The organism is Burkholderia sp. BCC1047, from assembly GCF_902833155.1.
GTDB classification, from domain to species: domain Bacteria; phylum Pseudomonadota; class Gammaproteobacteria; order Burkholderiales; family Burkholderiaceae; genus Burkholderia; species Burkholderia sola.
The window spans coordinates 126,217-141,725 of sequence record NZ_CADFEH010000001.1; the positions used below are offsets into that span (position 1 = coordinate 126,217).

Annotated in this window: 14 protein-coding genes and 1 pseudogene; 6 read left to right on the forward strand and 9 right to left on the reverse strand. The window is 67.0% G+C overall.

The window, feature by feature from the left end:
* Window positions 1-35: 35 nt before the first annotated feature.
* From HWX55_RS00505 to HWX55_RS00530, 6 genes and pseudogenes are all read right to left on the reverse strand, one after another.
* A complete protein-coding gene (locus tag HWX55_RS00505) occupies window positions 36-1,361 on the reverse strand; it encodes an MFS transporter (RefSeq protein ID WP_175973113.1) in 1,326 nt (441 codons plus the stop codon).
* Between the two features lie 130 nt (window positions 1,362-1,491).
* Window positions 1,492-2,130: an aldolase gene (locus HWX55_RS00510; RefSeq protein ID WP_175973115.1), complete on the reverse strand. Its 639-nt coding sequence runs from the start codon at window positions 2,128-2,130 to the stop codon at window positions 1,492-1,494.
* On the reverse strand, window positions 2,127-3,425 hold the full coding sequence (gene otnK, locus HWX55_RS00515) for a 3-oxo-tetronate kinase (protein ID WP_175973117.1): 1,299 nt from the start codon (window positions 3,423-3,425) through the stop codon (window positions 2,127-2,129). Before otnK ends, HWX55_RS00510 begins: the two co-directional genes overlap by 4 nt.
* Before the next feature lie 19 nt (window positions 3,426-3,444).
* On the reverse strand, window positions 3,445-4,533 hold the full coding sequence (gene ltnD / locus HWX55_RS00520; RefSeq protein ID WP_347879622.1) for an L-threonate dehydrogenase: 1,089 nt from the start codon (window positions 4,531-4,533) through the stop codon (window positions 3,445-3,447).
* Window positions 4,496-5,098 (reverse strand): annotated as a pseudogene (locus HWX55_RS00525) (GntR family transcriptional regulator); the annotation flags it as partial. The pseudogene HWX55_RS00525 and the gene ltnD, both read right to left, overlap by 38 nt.
* A 189-nt stretch (window positions 5,099-5,287) precedes the next feature.
* Window positions 5,288-6,361 carry a GlxA family transcriptional regulator gene (locus HWX55_RS00530; RefSeq protein WP_175973119.1) on the reverse strand — a complete coding sequence of 358 codons (1,074 nt, stop codon included), beginning with the start codon at window positions 6,359-6,361 and terminating at the stop codon, window positions 5,288-5,290.
* A gap of 286 nt (window positions 6,362-6,647) precedes the next feature.
* On the opposite strand from HWX55_RS00530, the gene HWX55_RS00535 reads away from it, so the two are divergent.
* The 6 genes from HWX55_RS00535 to HWX55_RS00560 are packed head-to-tail and all read left to right on the forward strand — an operon-like array spanning window position 6,648 to window position 13,692.
* Window positions 6,648-8,033: an L-serine ammonia-lyase gene (locus HWX55_RS00535; protein ID WP_175973535.1), complete on the forward strand. Its 1,386-nt coding sequence runs from the start codon at window positions 6,648-6,650 to the stop codon at window positions 8,031-8,033.
* Between the two features lie 14 nt (window positions 8,034-8,047).
* Window positions 8,048-9,292, forward strand: a complete 1,245-nt coding sequence (locus tag HWX55_RS00540; protein WP_006480591.1) for a sarcosine oxidase subunit beta family protein — start codon at window positions 8,048-8,050, stop codon at window positions 9,290-9,292.
* 21 nt (window positions 9,293-9,313) lie between these two features.
* Window positions 9,314-9,625 carry a sarcosine oxidase subunit delta gene (locus HWX55_RS00545; protein WP_006749887.1) on the forward strand — a complete coding sequence of 104 codons (312 nt, stop codon included), beginning with the start codon at window positions 9,314-9,316 and terminating at the stop codon, window positions 9,623-9,625.
* Window positions 9,622-12,633 (forward strand): sarcosine oxidase subunit alpha family protein, encoded by a 3,012-nt coding sequence (locus HWX55_RS00550; protein WP_175973121.1) that lies wholly within the window; start codon window positions 9,622-9,624, stop codon window positions 12,631-12,633. The genes HWX55_RS00545 and HWX55_RS00550 overlap by 4 nt, the downstream gene beginning before the upstream one ends.
* Window positions 12,623-13,255 (forward strand): sarcosine oxidase subunit gamma, encoded by a 633-nt coding sequence (locus tag HWX55_RS00555; RefSeq protein WP_050012237.1) that lies wholly within the window; start codon window positions 12,623-12,625, stop codon window positions 13,253-13,255. Before HWX55_RS00550 ends, HWX55_RS00555 begins: the two co-directional genes overlap by 11 nt.
* A complete protein-coding gene (locus HWX55_RS00560) occupies window positions 13,252-13,692 on the forward strand; it encodes a dihydroneopterin aldolase (RefSeq protein WP_034186032.1) in 441 nt (146 codons plus the stop codon). Before HWX55_RS00555 ends, HWX55_RS00560 begins: the two co-directional genes overlap by 4 nt.
* Before the next feature lie 133 nt (window positions 13,693-13,825).
* Here the strand turns inward: HWX55_RS00560 and HWX55_RS00565 are convergent, their stop codons facing one another.
* From HWX55_RS00565 to arr, 3 genes are all read right to left on the reverse strand, one after another.
* The gene (locus HWX55_RS00565) at window positions 13,826-14,242 is read right to left on the reverse strand and encodes a lysozyme inhibitor LprI family protein (protein ID WP_175973123.1); all 417 of its coding nucleotides are present in this window, start codon (window positions 14,240-14,242) and stop codon (window positions 13,826-13,828) included.
* 3 nt (window positions 14,243-14,245) lie between these two features.
* The gene (locus HWX55_RS00570; protein WP_175973126.1) at window positions 14,246-14,938 is read right to left on the reverse strand and encodes a lytic transglycosylase domain-containing protein; all 693 of its coding nucleotides are present in this window, start codon (window positions 14,936-14,938) and stop codon (window positions 14,246-14,248) included.
* 157 nt (window positions 14,939-15,095) lie between these two features.
* Complete coding sequence (arr, locus tag HWX55_RS00575) at window positions 15,096-15,491, reverse strand: NAD(+)--rifampin ADP-ribosyltransferase (protein WP_175973128.1); 396 nt, start codon at window positions 15,489-15,491, stop codon at window positions 15,096-15,098.
* Window positions 15,492-15,509: the final 18 nt, after the last annotated feature.

Here is a 15,509-nt window from a genome sequence, read left to right on the forward strand (position 1 = left end):
GCCCCGTGTCGAATGATGAATCGGCCGGCGGCGGATCAGCGGTTCACGAGTTTGGCGGGTGTGAGCCACACCGCGATCGCGCCGATCACGAGCATTGCCGCGAGCACGTACATGCCGGACGCGGTGCTGTGCGTGGCGTCCTTCAGGTAGCCGATCACGTACGGGCTCGCGAACCCGGCGAGGTTGCCGACCGAGTTGATGATCGCGATCCCGGCGGCAGCCGCGGAGCCCGCGAGGAACGCGGTCGGCAGCGACCAGAACAGCGGCGCGCAGGTCAGCACGCCGCCTGCCGCGAGCGACAGGAACACGATCGACACCGCCGTATTGTGCGAGTACGACGCGGCGACCGCAAACCCGACCGCGCCCATCAGCGCCGGCACGATCAGGTGCCAGCGGCGTTCGCGGCGCTTGTCCGCGCTGTGGCCGAACAGGTTCATCACGACGATCGCGACGACGAACGGAATCGCCGACAGCAGGCCGATCTGCAGCGTATCGGTGATGCCGGTCGATTTGACGAGCGTCGGCATCCAGAACGTGAGCCCGTACTGGCCGGTGACGAACGCGAAGTAGATCAGCGACATCCACCACATGCGCGGATCCGAGAACACGGCCTTCAGCGAATGGCCGTGCTGCTGCTGTTCCTGCGGCTGCGCGGCGATTTCGTCCTCGAGCAACTGCTTCTCGCGCTCGTCGAGCCACTTCGCGCCGCGGATGCTGTTGTCGAGATACAGGATCGTCGCGATGCCGATGAGCACGGCCGGCACGGCTTCGATCATGAACATCCATTGCCAGCCGTGGAAGCCGGAGCCGCCGTGGAAGCGCTCCATGATCCAGCCCGACAGCGGATTGCCGAAGATGCCGGACACCGGAATCGCGGACATGAACACCGCGATGATCTTCGCGCGGCGATGCGACGGGAACCAGTACGTGAGGTACAGGATCACGCCCGGATAGAAGCCGGCTTCCGCGAGCCCGAGCAGGAAGCGCAGCACGTAGAACTGCGTCGGCGTCTGCACGAACGCGAACAGCGCGGACAGCAGGCCCCACGTGATCATGATCCGCGCGATCCAGATGCGCGCGCCGAGGCGGTGCATCAGCAGGTTGCTTGGCAGTTCGAACAGAAAGTAGCCAAGAAAGAAAATCCCCGCGCCGAGGCCGAATACGGTTTCGCTGAACGCGAGATCCTGCGACATCTGCAGCTTGGCGAAGCCGACGTTCACGCGATCGAGATACGCGACCACGTAGCAGAGCATCAGGAACGGCACGATGCGCCAGAACACTTTCTTGTAGGTGCGGTCGAGTTCGCCCGATTGGGCGGCCGCGGCGGGCGAGCGGCTTGCGGCCGCGTCGAGAGCAGTCATCGTCGTCTCCAATGATGTTATGTGCCGGCGGCGCGTACGCCGCCGGTCGTGTGTGTGCTGACGGAAAGGCCCGCGCACACGGCGGGTATGAAAATCGATACGGACTACTGGGTGATCGGGTCGCGGTGCGTTACCAGCGCGCACCGAAGCTCTGGCGCAGTTCGTCGAGCGCGGCGTCGGACAGCGGTTCGGGCTTCGGCTGCGTCATCAGCCACAGCCGCGCGGTTTCCTCGAGCTCCTCGAGTGCATACGACGCGTGCGAGACCGAAGGCCCCCACATCACCGGGCCGAGGCGATCGAGCAGCACGCCGCGCACCCGGTCGGCCAGCGCCGCGACTTCGGCCGCGACGGTCGGGTCGCCGGGGCGGCGGTAACGGATCAGCGGAATGTGGCCGACCTTCATCACGTAGTACGGCGTGATCGGCGGCAGCACGTCGGTATCGCGCCACACGCCCGCGAGCGTCAACGCGACGAGATGCGTCGAATGCGTGTGGACGACGCCATGCGCCTCCGCGTTGCGTGCGTAGATGCCGCGATGCAGCGCGAGCGTCTTCGACGGCTTGCCGCCCGACACGGGCTGGCCGTCGGCGCCGACCTTCGCGATGTCGTTCGGGTCGAGCCGGCCGAGGCACGCGTCGGTCGGCGTGATCAGCCAGCCGTCGTTCAGACGCGCGCTGATGTTGCCGGCGCTGCCGACCGCATGGCCGCGCGCATACAGGCTCGCGCCGACCACGCAGATCTCTTCGCGCAGTTTTGCTTCGTCGCTCATCGTGCGGCTCCATCCAGCGCGCGCAGCGCCTTGTCGAAAAAGTCCGTCGTGCCGAAGTTGCCGGATTTCAGCGCGAGGCCGAGCGGCTGTGCGTCGATGGTGGCCGTGGCCGGCACGCCCGGATCGAGCTGCGCGCCGATCTGCAGCGACTTCACATCGAGCGCCTGCACGACGGCGCCGGACGTCTCGCCGCCCGCGACGACGAACTTGCGCACGCCGAGCTCGCGCAGCCCGCGGGCGATCGCCGCGAGCGTGCTTTCGACGAGATGGCCGGCCGCGTCGACGCCGAGCGCCTGCTGCACGGCCTTCACTTCGTCGGGCGTGGCCGTTGCGTAGATCAGCACGGGCTGCGGCAGGTGCGAGCGCGCAAAGGCGAGCGCCTGCTCGACGACGGGCTCGCCGCGCGACGCCGCGAGCGGATCGATGCGGAAGCTCGGCCGCGTGGCGCGCCACGCGGCGACCTGCGCGTTGGTGGCCTTCGATGCGCTACCGGCGAGCACGGACGACGGGCCGTCGATGCGCGGCAGCGATGCCGCGTTGTCGCGCTCGGGCAATTGCTCCGCGCGGCGGAAATTCGCGGGCAGGCCGAGCGCGATGCCCGAGCCGCCGGTGACGAGCGGCAGGCCCGCGCATGCTTCGCCGAGTACGTAGAGGTCGCGGTCCGACAGCGCGTCGGCAATCGCGAAGCGCGCGCCTTCCGCGCGCAACTGGTCGATCCGCGCCCGCACGGCGGCCGCGCCGAGCGCGATCGTGTCGTAGCGGATCAGGCCGACCGGCGACTTCGTCTGCCGTTGCAGTACGCGTACGAGGTTTGCGTCCTGCATCGGCGTGAGCGGATGATGCTCCATCCCCGATTCGTTCAGCAGCACGTCGCCGACGAACAGGTGGCCGCGGTAGATCGTGCGGCCGTTCTCCGGGAACGCCGGGCACGCGATCGTGAAGTCGCCGCCGCCCGCGTCGAGCAGCGCGTCGGCCACCGGCCCGATGTTGCCCGCGTCGGTCGAATCGAACGTCGAGCAGTACTTGAAGAAGAACTGGCGGCACCCTTGCGCGCGCAACCATGCGTACGCGGCGAGCGATTGCGCGACGGCGTCGGCGGCGGGGATCGTGCGCGACTTCAGCGCGACGACGATCGCGTCGGCGTCGACGATCGTGTCGGTCGCGCTGTCGGCGGGCACGCCGATCGTCTGCACGGTACGCATGCCGCTCTTGACGAGCATGTTCGCGAGATCGGTCGCGCCGGTGAAATCGTCGGCGATGCAGCCGAGCAGGGGACGGGAAGCGGAAGCGGTCATGGCAGGCACGTCGTTCGAATCAGCGGGCGGGCGGCAGCGTGATGCCGGGGAAAGTCTTGATCACGGCGGAATCGTCCTCGCCGCCGTGGCCGGCGCTCGACGCGCTCATGAACATCTGGTGCGCGGTGGCGGAGAGCGGCAGCGGGAATTTGCTGCGGCGCGCGGTATCGAGCACGAGGCCGAGATCCTTCACGAAGATGTCGACGGCCGACAGCGGCGTGTAGTCGCCGTTCAGGATGTGCGGCACGCGGTTCTCGAACATCCACGAATTGCCCGCGCTGTGCGTGATCACGTCGTACAGCGCGTCGGCGTCGACGCCTTCGCGCAGGCCCAGCGCCATCGCTTCGGCGGCGGCCGCGATATGCACGCCGGCCAGCAACTGGTTGATGATCTTCACTTTCGAGCCGATGCCGTGCGCGTCGCCGAGACGGTACACCTTGCCGGCGATCGCGGCGAGCACGTCCTCGCAGCCCGCATACGCGGCGGCCGGGCCCGACGTCATCATCGTCATCTCGCCGGAGGCCGCGCGCGCGGCGCCGCCGGATACCGGCGCGTCGAGCATCTGCAGGCCGGCCGCTTCGATGCGTGCGCCGAGCGCGACCGCGAATTCGGGCGCGACGGTCGCGCTCGCGATCACGACGCCGCCCGGCTTCATCGCCGCGACCGCACCGTGTTCGCCGAACAGCACCGTTTCCGTTTGCGCGGCATTGACGACGAGCGTGACGACGACGTCGCACCGGGCGCCGAGTTCGGCCGGCGTCGCGCACGCGATGCCGCCTTCGGCGGCGAACGCCTGCAGCACGGTGTCGCGCACGTCGCATGCGTGGACGCGCAGGCCGGCGCGCAGCAGCGAGCGTGCGACGCCGAGGCCCATCGCGCCGAGGCCGATGACTCCAACATTTCGTGACATGGTCAACCTTGATCGATTCGAAAGAGGTTCTGGATAACGGCGGCGGGCGCCGCCGGCTTCAGCAGATGCCGGCTTCCGCGAGACGGCGGGCCGCGTTGTACATGTGCGTGCGCGCCGCGTTGCGCGCGGCCATCGGGTCGCGTGCGCGGATCGCGTCGGCGATCGCCGCGTGTTCCTCGCGCACCTGCCGCGAGAAATCCTCGCGCGTCGCTTCGTTGCTGCGCGTGACCTTCACGCCGGCTTCGAGATACTGGTTCAGGAACTGCAGCGTCTTCAGGAAATACGGGTTGCCGGTGACGGCCGCGATCGTGCGGTGGAATGCGACGTCCTCCGCGACGCCGTCGCGCCCTTCGGCAACGGCTTCGTCGATCTTGCGCAGCGCGTCGTCGATGTCGGCCATGTCGTCGGCGGTGTGGTGCAGCGCGGCTTCGGCCGCGACTTCCGCCTCGATCGCGCGGCGCACCGCGAGCAGGTGCGGCAGCGAACTCGCCTCGACGGCTTCCGCGTAGTCGATCCGCAGCGGCCGGATCGCGCCGTGCTGGTTCACGAACACGCCGCTGCCCTGGCGCGGCTCGACCACGCCTTCGTTCTTCAGCCGCGAGATCGCCTCGCGGATCACGGTGCGGCTCACGCCGAATTCCTGCGCGAGCACGGCTTCAGTCGGCAGCTTGCCGGTGGCCGAGAAGCTGCCCACTTCGATCTGCTTGAGCAGTTGCTGCGCGACGTGGTCGCTCATCGCCCGGGCGGGAATTTTCTCGAACATGATGCTCAGGTTTGTAAGGTGATGTGGTCATCATACAAATTTGAGCGCGCATCAGCATCCGGGATAACCCTCGTTCAAGAGAGGTAACGTCGGCTAAATTGATTGAAACCGGTTCCAAAATAATCGAATCCGACGCGAACGTGTGTCGTTCTGCAATCGATCAGGGAAGGGGCGGGCTGCCTGGCCCCGTCAGTCGGCGATGTCCTCGACGGGGTCGGCCGACGCGTCGGGCATCGCGGCCACTTCGGCCACGTCGCCGCCGCGCTCGCGATACGTCGCCGGCGGCACGCCGAACTGCTTGCGGAATTCGCGCCCGAGGTGCGACGCATCGGCGAATCCGCAACTCGACGCGATATCGGCGACCGTGCGGTCCGAACTCGTCAGCAGCCACGCGGCCGTGCGCAGCCGCACCTGTTTCGCGAAGGCCTGCGGGCTCCTGCCGGTCTCGGCCTTGAACAGCCGTTCGAGCTGCCGCGTCGACAGGTCGAGCTTGCACGCGAGTTCCTCGAGCGGCAGCGCACGCCCGACGTGCTGTTCCATCAGAAGAATCGCGCGCTTGACCTTCGGGTGCGTCGCCGGCTCGAGCCCCGGCGGATGCGGCTGCGGCGCATTGCCTTTCTGCATCTCGCCGACGAGCAGGATGCGCAGCGCCTTCTGCACGGTCGCGTGATCGAAGTGGCGCAGCAGGATCGCGGCGGCGACGTCGATCGACGCACGGCCGCCCGAGCACGTGATCCGGCGCCGGTCGATCACGAACAGCCGGTCGGCGATCAGCAGGTCGGGATCGGCGGACGGAAAGCGCTCGATGAAATCCCAGTAATGGAACCAACTCACGCAGGTGCGGTAACCGTCGAGCACGCCGGCGCGCATCAGCGTGAACACGCCGGTGCAGATGCCGACGACCGTTGCGCCGCCCGCCGCCGCGCGGCGGATGAACTCGAGCGTTTCAGGGCCGGCCTGCGGCCCCGAATGCAGCAGCCCGCCGACCACCACCACATAGTCGAACGGCTCGGCCGCGTCGAAGGTTTCCCACGGCGTGATCTGGATCCCGCAGCTCGCGCGCACCGGCGCGAGCGTTTCGCCGATCACGCTCCACGCGCAGCGCACGGGCTTGCTGTAGTCGCCGTCGTCGGCCGACAGCCGCAGCATGTCGACGAAGCCGGAGAAGGCCGTCAGCGTGAAGTTCGGCAGCAGCACGATGCCGAAGCGGATGCGCCGCGGCGCGGGTTCTGCGAGGGGGGAAGCGGGTACGTCGGGGGTCATCGCGGCCAATCTCGTCACGCCGGGCAGGCGGTCTCACTCGTTTCACACTGTTTGCGGGTTGCGGCTGCCGGAGGCGGCGCGGATGCAGCCAGCGTCGCCGATCGGCCGCGGCCGGACTTGTGGTTTTTCGTCGCGAACCATCGCCAAAACGCACTTTCGGGCCGGCCGGCACGGCGCTTGGCGGCGGTATCCCACGCCGATGCCGTTTTTGTTCTATCGGCCGATTTTACGCTTTGATGTACTGGTGCCCAACGACATTTCACGCATGCAACCCAAAGGAAGCCAGATGAACGTCAGCGCGTTCGACCTGTTCAAGATCGGCATCGGCCCGTCCAGTTCGCATACGGTCGGCCCGATGATCGCCGCGTGCCGCTTCGCGTCGCACGTCGAGGACGCGAACCTGCTCGGCTTCGTGCGCCGTGTGCGGGTCGAGCTGTACGGCTCGCTCGGCGCGACCGGCAAGGGCCACGGCACCGACAAGGCCGTGCTGCTCGGCCTCGAGGGCCACCTGCCCGACACGATCGATCCGGACCTGATCGAGCCGCGGCTGGCCGCGATCCGCGCGGAGAAGTCGCTGTCGCTGCTCGGCAGGCAGACGGTGCGCTTCGACGAGAAGGAACACATCGGCTTCTATCGCAAGCTGATGAGCGGCACGAGCATCGTGCACCCGAACGGGATGCGCTTCCAGGCATTCGACGAGCATGGCCAGCTGCTGGTCGAGAAAGAGTATTACTCGGTCGGCGGCGGCTTCGTCGTGAACCGCGACGGCGATCGCGTGAACGGCGTGCGCGCGGCGGTCGAGGTGCCGTATCCGTTCCGCACCGGCGACGACCTGATGCGCCAGTGCCGCGAGCACGGGCTGTCGATCGCCGAACTGATGCTGCGCAACGAAAGCGCGCTGCGCCCCGCCGACGAAGTGCGCGCCGGGCTGCTCGCGATCTGGCGCACGATGGCCGCCTGCGTCGAGCGCGGCTGCAAGGTCGAGGGCGACCTGCCGGGGCCGATGCGCGTGAAGCGCCGCGCGGCCGAACTGAACGGCCGCCTGCGTTCGCGTTCCGAAGAGTCGCTGCGCGACCCGCTGTCGATGCTCGACTGGGTCAACCTGTACGCGATGGCCGTCAACGAGGAAAACGCGGCCGGCGGCCGCGTCGTCACCGCGCCGACCAACGGCGCGGCCGGCGTGATCCCCGCGGTGCTGCACTACTACGTGAAGTTCGTGCCGGGCTCGAATGAAGCCGGCATCGTCGAATTCCTCCTGACGGCCGCGGCGATCGGGATCATCTACAAGGAAACCGCGTCGATCTCCGGCGCGGAAGTCGGGTGCCAGGGCGAAGTGGGCGTCGCGTGCTCGATGGCCGCCGCCGCGCTCGCCGCCGTGATGGGCGGTACGCCCGACCAGGTCGAGAACGCGGCCGAGATCGGCATGGAGCACAACCTCGGGATGACCTGCGATCCCGTCGGCGGGCTCGTGCAGATCCCGTGCATCGAGCGCAACGCGATGGGTGCGATCAAGGCGCTGAACGCGTCGCGCATGGCGCTCAAGGGCAACGGCCAGCACTACGTATCGCTCGATTCCGTGATCAAGACGATGCGCGAAACCGGCGCCGACATGAAGACGAAATACAAGGAAACGTCGCGCGGCGGCCTCGCCGTGAACGTCATCGAATGCTAACGAAGGATCCAAACATGAGCCGCTACTCGATATTCAGCCTGTTCCGCAACGGCCTCTCGTATCACGAGAACTGGGAAAAGCAGTGGAAGAGCCCGGAGCCGAAGAAGGAATACGACGTCGTGATCGTCGGCGGCGGCGGCCACGGCCTCGCGACCGCGTACTACCTCGCGAAGGAGCACGGCATCACGAACGTCGCGATCCTCGAGAAGGGCTGGATCGGCGGCGGCAACACCGCGCGCAACACGACGATCGTGCGCTCGAACTATCTGTGGGACGAATCGGCCGCGCTGTACGAGAAGGCGATGAAGCTGTGGGAAGGGCTGTCGCAGGATCTCAACTACAACGTGATGTTCAGCCAGCGCGGCGTGATGAACCTCGCGCACACGCTGCAGGACGTGCGCGACACCGAGCGCCGCGTGAACGCGAACCGGCTGAACGGCGTCGACGCCGAATTCCTGACGCCCGCGCAGATCAAGGAAATCGAGCCGACGATCAACCTGAACAGCCGCTACCCGGTGCTCGGCGCGTCGATCCAGCGCCGTGCGGGCGTCGCACGCCACGACGCGGTGGCCTGGGGCTTCGCGCGCGGTGCGGATCGCGCCGGCGTCGACATCATCCAGAACTGCCAGGTGACGGGCATTCGCCGCGAAGGCGGCGCGGTGGTCGGCGTCGATACGGTGAAGGGTTTCATCAAGGCGAAGAAGGTCGCGGTGGTCGCGGCCGGCAACACGACGACGCTCGCCGACATGGCCGGCGTGCGTCTGCCGATCGAAAGCCACCCGCTGCAAGCGCTGGTGTCCGAGCCGATCAAGCCGGTCGTCAACTCGGTGATCATGTCGAACGCGGTGCACGCGTACATCAGCCAGTCCGACAAGGGCGACCTCGTGATCGGCGCCGGTATCGACCAGTACACGGGCTTCGGCCAGCGCGGCAGCTTCCACATCATCGAAAGCACGCTGCAGGCGATCGTCGAGATGTTCCCGGTGTTCTCGCGCGTGCGGATGAACCGCCAGTGGGGCGGCATCGTCGACGTGTCGCCGGACGCGTGCCCGATCATCACCAAGACCGACGTGAAGGGCCTGTATTTCAACTGCGGCTGGGGTACCGGCGGCTTCAAGGCGACGCCCGGCTCGGGCTGGGTGTTCGCTCACACGATCGCCCGCGACGAACCGCATCCGCTGAACGCGCCGTTCGCGCTCGACCGCTTCTACACGGGCCACCTGATCGACGAGCACGGCGCTGCCGCCGTCGCGCACTAACCGCACTGAGGAGAAAGAAACATGTTGCTGATCGAATGTCCGTGGTGCGGGCCGCGCGCCGAATCCGAGTTTACGTGCGGCGGTGAAGCCGACATCGTGCGCCCGGTGGCGAACGAGACGATGACCGACCGCGAATGGGGCGAATACGTGTTCATGCGCGAGAACAAGCGCGGGCTGCACAAGGAGCAATGGCTGCATACGCAGGGCTGCCGCCGCTGGTTCAAGGTGACGCGCGACACGGTCACCTACGATATCAAGGGCTACGAAAAGTTCGGCGGGGCTGCCAACAGCGCAGCTGCCGGCAACGCACACGAAGAGGGCACGAGCAAATGAGCCAGAAAGACCGCCTCGGCACCGGTGGCCGCATCAATCGCGCGATTCCGTTGACGTTCACGTTCAACGGCCGCACGTATCAGGGCTTCCAGGGCGACACGCTCGCGTCCGCGCTGCTCGCGAACGGCGTGCACTTCGTCGCGCGCAGCTTCAAGTACCACCGTCCGCGCGGGATCGTGACGGCGGACGTGGCAGAACCGAATGCCGTCGTGCAGCTGGAGACCGGCCCGTACACCGTGCCGAACGCGCGCGCGACCGAGATCGAGCTGTACCAGGGGCTCGTCGCGACGAGCGTGAACGCGGAGCCGACGCTCGAGAACGACAAGTACGCGATCAACCAGAAGTTCTCGCGCTTCATGCCGGCCGGGTTCTACTACAAGACCTTCATGTGGCCGCGCAACATGTGGCCGAAGTACGAAGAGAAGATCCGCGAAGCGGCCGGCCTCGGCAAGGCGCCCGAGGTGCTCGACGCCGATCGCTACGACAAGTGCTACGCGCACTGCGACGTGCTCGTGGTCGGCGGTGGCCCGTCGGGCCTCGCCGCCGCGCATGCGGCAGCAACCGCTGGCGCACGCGTGATCCTCGTCGACGATCAGCGCGAACTCGGCGGCAGCCTGCTGTCGTGCCGTGCGGAGATCGACGCGAAGCCCGCGCTCCAATGGGTCGAGAAGATCGAGGCCGAGCTGCGCAAGCTGCCCGACGTGACGATCCTGTCGCGCAGCACCGCGTTCGGCTATCAGGACCACAACCTCGTGACGGTCACGCAGCGCCTGACCGATCACCTGCCGGTATCGATGCGCAAGGGCACGCGCGAACTGCTGTGGAAGGTCCGCGCGAAGCGCGTGATTCTCGCGACCGGCGCGCACGAGCGGCCGATCGTATTCGGCGACAACGACCTGCCGGGCGTGATGCTCGCGGGCGCGGTGTCGACCTACGTGCATCGCTTCGGCGTGATGCCGGGCCGCAACGTGGTCGTGTTCACGAACAACGACCGTGCATACCAGACCGCGCTCGACCTGAAGGCGTGCGGCGCGAAGGTAACGGTCGTCGATTCGCGCGCGTCGTCGAACGGCGCGCTGCCGGCGGCGGCCAAGCGGCAGGGCGTGACGGTGATGAGCGGTGCGGTCGTCACGGCCGCTTCGGGCAAGTGGCGCGTATCGTCGGTCGACGTCGCGTCCTACTCGAACGGCCAGACCGGCGGCAAGCTGCAGACGCTGCCGTGCGACCTCGTCGCGATGTCGGGCGGCTTCAGCCCGGTGCTGCACCTGTTCGCGCAGTCGGGCGGCAAGGCGTGCTGGAACGACGAGAAGGCGTGTTTCCTGCCGGGCAAGCCCGTTCAGGCGGAAGCGAGCATCGGTGCGGCGGCCGGCGAATTCGGGCTGGCCCGTGCGCTGCGGCTCGCGGTCGATGCGGGCGTGGAAGCGGCGAAGGCCGCGGGCTTCACGGCCGCGCAGCGCCCGGTCGCACCGCAGGTCGCCGAAGCCGTCGAAGGCGCATTGCAGCCGTTGTGGCTCGTCGGTAGCCGCGAGGCGGCGGCGCGCGGGCCGAAGCAGTTCGTCGACTTCCAGAACGACGTCGCAGCCGCCGACATCCTGCTCGCCGCGCGCGAAGGCTTCGAGTCGGTCGAGCACGTGAAGCGCTATACGGCGATGGGCTTCGGCACCGACCAGGGCAAGCTCGGCAACATCAACGGGATGGCGATTCTCGCGGGCGCGCTCGGCAAGACGATTCCGGAAACGGGTACGACGACGTTCCGCCCGAACTACACGCCCGTGTCGTTCGGTACGTTCGCGGGCCGCGAGACGGGCGATTTCCTCGACCCGATCCGCAAGACGGCCGTGCACGAATGGCACGTCGAGCACGGCGCGATGTTCGAGGACGTCGGCAACTGGAAGCGGCCGTGGTATTTCCCGAAGAACGGCGAGGATCTCCATGCGGCCGTGAAGCGCGAATGTCTCGCGGTGCGCAACAGCGTCGGCATCCTCGACGCGTCGACGCTCGGCAAGATCGACATCCAGGGCCCGGACGCGGTGAAGCTGCTGAACTGGATGTACACGAACCCGTGGAACAAGCTCGAAGTGGGCAAGTGCCGCTACGGGCTGATGCTCGACGAAAACGGGATGGTGTTCGACGACGGCGTGACCGTGCGCCTCGCCGACCAGCATTTCATGATGACGACCACCACCGGCGGCGCGGCGCGCGTGCTGACGTGGCTCGAGCGCTGGCTGCAGACCGAATGGCCCGACATGAAGGTTCGTCTCGCGTCCGTCACCGATCACTGGGCGACGTTCGCGGTGGTCGGCCCGAAGAGCCGCAAGGTCGTGCAGAAGGTGTGCCAGGACATCGACTTCGGCAATGAAGCGTTCCCGTTCATGAGCTATCGCAACGGCACCGTCGCCGGCGCGAAGGCGCGCGTGATGCGGATCAGCTTCTCGGGCGAGCTGGCCTACGAAGTGAACGTGCCGGCGAATGCGGGCCGCGCGGTGTGGGAAGCGCTGATGGCGGCCGGCGCCGAGTTCGACATCACGCCGTACGGCACCGAGACGATGCACGTACTGCGCGCGGAGAAGGGCTACATCATCGTCGGCCAGGATACCGACGGCTCGATCACGCCGTTCGACCTCGGGATGGGCGGGGTCGTCGCGAAGTCGAAGGACTTCCTCGGCAAGCGTTCGCTGTCGCGTTCGGACACCGCGAAGGAAGGCCGCAAGCAGTTCGTCGGCCTGCTGACCGAAGACGAACAGTTCGTGCTGCCGGAAGGCGCGCAGATCATCGCGAAGGACACGCAGGTGTCGGCCACCGATCCGACGCCGATGATCGGCCACGTGACGTCGAGCTACTACAGCCCGATCCTGAAGCGCTCGATCGCGCTCGCGGTGGTGAAGGGCGGCCTGAACAAGATGGGCGAGAGCGTCGTGATTCCGCTGGCCAACGGCCGCCGCATCACCGCGAAGATCTCGAGCCCGGTTTTCTACGATACCGAAGGGGTGCGTCAGCATGTGGAATGAAACGAGAAACCAGACGCAGGTGGCGGGCGCGGGCGGCGTGACGCTTGAATCGCCGTTCGTCGGCGCGGCCGACGTGCTGAAGCCGCACCAGGCGCGCGCTTCGAAGAAGTTCACGCTGCGCGAGCGGCCGTTCCTCGATCTCGTCAACGTGCGCGGCGAGTTGGGCGATCCGGCATTCGTCGCCGCGTTCGAGCGCGTGGTCGGCTGCCGGCCGCCCGCGGAGCCGAACACGGTGGCGCGCGGCGCCGAGTACGACGTGCTGTGGCTCGGCCCCGACGAATGGCTCGTGCGGTCGAACGGGCCGGTTCAGGCCGGCGTGCTCGAGGCGAAGCTGGCCGAGGCCGTGCAGGGCTTGTACGCGGCGGCCGTCGACGTCGGCAGCGGCTACACGGTCGTCGAGATCACCGGCGAACGCGTGCGCGACGTGATCGCGCGCGGCTGCCCGCTCGATCTGCATCCGCGCGTGTTCAAGCCGGGCCAGTGCGCGCAGTCGCACTACTTCAAGTCGCCGATCACGCTGATCCCGACCGGCGACGACACGTTCGAGATCGTCCTGCGCCGCAGCTTCGCCGACTATTTCGTGCGGATCATGCTCGACGCCGCGGCGCCGCTCGCATCATGAAGCCGTTCGACGAACCGTTCGTGGCGATCGACGCGCCGCGCCTGCGCGGGCGCGGCTGGAGCGTGTTCGTCGACGAACTGAAGGTGCCCGCGCGGATCGGCATTCACGCGCACGAGCATGAAGCGCCGCAGCCGATCGTGATCGATGCGCGCCTCGGGTATCGCTGCGAGCCGAGCGAGCAGGGCGAGTGGATCGATTACGACGGCTACTGCGCGCGCGTCGCGTCGTTTCTGTCGCACAAGCCGCATACGCGGTTGCTGGAGACGCTCGTTGCGGATATCGCGGTGCTGTCGTTTCGCGAATGGCCGGCGCTGGAGTCGCTGACGCTGTCGGTGTACAAGCCGAAGATCCGGCCGGGGACGAAGCGCGTGGGTGTGTCGCTGGACTGGACGCGCGGGGATTACCTGCGGTGGACGGGGGCGGCGGGGCAGCTTTGATCAGAGGGGGACCGGATCAAGGCACGAGGGAGGTGGTCCGGCGACTCCATGGGGCGGCGGCGCGAATGCGCCGCCGTACTCGTTTATAGTTCCTGAAATATCGGAACAATTGGCGATATGGCACGGCCGGCGGTCAGTTCGGCTGCGTCAGTTGCGCTTCCCACTTCTTCAGGATGCGCACGCGTGCCTGACTGAAATCCACCCAACAGTTGAGCCAGGCGTCACTCGGAATCGTCTGCTGCGGATTGGCGGTCTTCACGTAGTCACAAGTATCGCCGGCAAAGGCGGCCCAACTCGTCTGCGATTTCGCGAGTCGGGCGGCAGCGTCGGGGTTGCGTTGGCGCAGCTTGCGAGCGAGCGACCGGTACGCGCTGTCCACTTGCTGCTGCTGCTGATCGAGCACGCAGCGCCGCACGGCGTCCATCGTCGGCCCTGCCTGTTCGCAGTCGACGACAGCGAAAGCCGATACAGGGCCGGCCGACAGCGCGACAATGGCGAACAGCCGGACCGCGCGGTGTCGGGCCGGGGCCGTGCGAACGGGGGTGCCCATTGCTTACTTCGCGTTGCGGCTCGCGGCCGGCGCCGCTGACGGATCGCTGACCGGCACCATGTGCGCCTTCGCGTTGTTCGCATCGTTCGCGGTATTCGCGCTTTTCGCATCGTCCTCGGGCTCGAGCACGAACCGGAACGAGTCGACCCGCTGCATCACTTTCGCCGCATACGCACTGGATCCGCCGCTGTAGCTCCTCAACCCGGCCTGCACGTTGCCGCCGGCCGCTTTCACATAGCCCGACAGAATGCGCGAGCCGACCTCGACGTTCGCATTCGGCTCGGTCAGGTCCTTCACGTCGCGCAGCATGCCGCGGTGCGCGGACGGCACGACCTGCATCAATCCGGTCGCGCCATGCTGGCCGCGCGCCTTTTCCTGGAAGCGCGATTCGATCGAAATAATCGCGTAAACGAGTGCTGGCGGCAGCGAATATTTCGTCGCAGTGACGCTCACGATATCGGCGAGCTTCGCAGCCTTTTCTCTTGCGACGCCGAATTTCTTCGTCAGGTAGGACGTGATGCGGCGGTTTGCTTCGTTAGGCTGATCGTTGGCGTTCGCGAGCGGTGCGGACGCGACAGTCGGCGCGGATGCCGGTGCGTCGGGCGCGGAAGCCGGCAAAGCGGGCGCCTGCTGCGCCGCGGCCTGTTGCGCAATGCCGAGCGAAAGCACGATCAGCCAGAAGAACCGTCGTCGCATGGTCGAGTGCGGGGAAATGGGAGGCGCATAGTATATCGACCAATCGCGGCGCGTGGTCGAGCGCCGGCTCGAATGAAAGCGACGTGTAGGCTTGTCACGTTCGCGATCGTCGACGTGCCGATCGTTGCGTGGACACGCATCGGAGTCAGGACGAGCGCTAGTTGATGATCTCGCCGATGCCGGTTTCGATGCGGATTCTGAGTTGCTGGATGAACGCCGGATCGTACGGTTCCCAGCTATCGAGTTCGCCAACGATCTTCAAAGGCGATGTGCTTCGATACGATCGCGTCGGATTGCCCGGGAATTTCTTGTCCGTGACGTTCGGGTCGTTTTCGAATTCGCCGGTGGGTTCGACGATGTAGACCCGCGGCCGGCCATCGCCTTTGGCCATTTCCGCAGCCAGGCCGGCGCCTTTGGGCAGGGCCGTGAAATAAATGTGATTCATCACGACGTCATCCCGATAATTCGATCTGAAGCCTGCCGTCAGCAAGTCGCCGGTCCGCAGATCCGCTTTCGTGCCGTGAAAAAACGGGCCGGTGTCCAGGGCAGCCATGGTTTCTCCTTCGAAAAA

What these genes read in the sequence shown, in the direction of transcription:
- HWX55_RS00505 (WP_175973113.1), bottom strand. Translation starts at nt 1,361, where the DNA reads ATGACTGCTCTCGACGCGGCCGCAAGCCGCTCGCCCGCCGCGGCCGCC.
- HWX55_RS00510 (WP_175973115.1), bottom strand. Translation starts at nt 2,130, where the DNA reads ATGAGCGACGAAGCAAAACTGCGCGAAGAGATCTGCGTGGTCGGCGCG.
- otnK (WP_175973117.1), bottom strand. Translation starts at nt 3,425, where the DNA reads ATGACCGCTTCCGCTTCCCGTCCCCTGCTCGGCTGCATCGCCGACGAT.
- HWX55_RS00530 (WP_175973119.1), bottom strand. Translation starts at nt 6,361, where the DNA reads ATGACCCCCGACGTACCCGCTTCCCCCCTCGCAGAACCCGCGCCGCGG.
- HWX55_RS00535 (WP_175973535.1), top strand. Translation starts at nt 6,648, where the DNA reads ATGAACGTCAGCGCGTTCGACCTGTTCAAGATCGGCATCGGCCCGTCC.
- HWX55_RS00540 (WP_006480591.1), top strand. Translation starts at nt 8,048, where the DNA reads ATGAGCCGCTACTCGATATTCAGCCTGTTCCGCAACGGCCTCTCGTAT.
- HWX55_RS00545 (WP_006749887.1), top strand. Translation starts at nt 9,314, where the DNA reads ATGTTGCTGATCGAATGTCCGTGGTGCGGGCCGCGCGCCGAATCCGAG.
- HWX55_RS00550 (WP_175973121.1), top strand. Translation starts at nt 9,622, where the DNA reads ATGAGCCAGAAAGACCGCCTCGGCACCGGTGGCCGCATCAATCGCGCG.
- HWX55_RS00555 (WP_050012237.1), top strand. Translation starts at nt 12,623, where the DNA reads ATGTGGAATGAAACGAGAAACCAGACGCAGGTGGCGGGCGCGGGCGGC.
- HWX55_RS00560 (WP_034186032.1), top strand. Translation starts at nt 13,252, where the DNA reads ATGAAGCCGTTCGACGAACCGTTCGTGGCGATCGACGCGCCGCGCCTG.
- HWX55_RS00565 (WP_175973123.1), bottom strand. Translation starts at nt 14,242, where the DNA reads ATGGGCACCCCCGTTCGCACGGCCCCGGCCCGACACCGCGCGGTCCGG.
- HWX55_RS00570 (WP_175973126.1), bottom strand. Translation starts at nt 14,938, where the DNA reads ATGCGACGACGGTTCTTCTGGCTGATCGTGCTTTCGCTCGGCATTGCG.
- arr (WP_175973128.1), bottom strand. Translation starts at nt 15,491, where the DNA reads ATGGCTGCCCTGGACACCGGCCCGTTTTTTCACGGCACGAAAGCGGAT.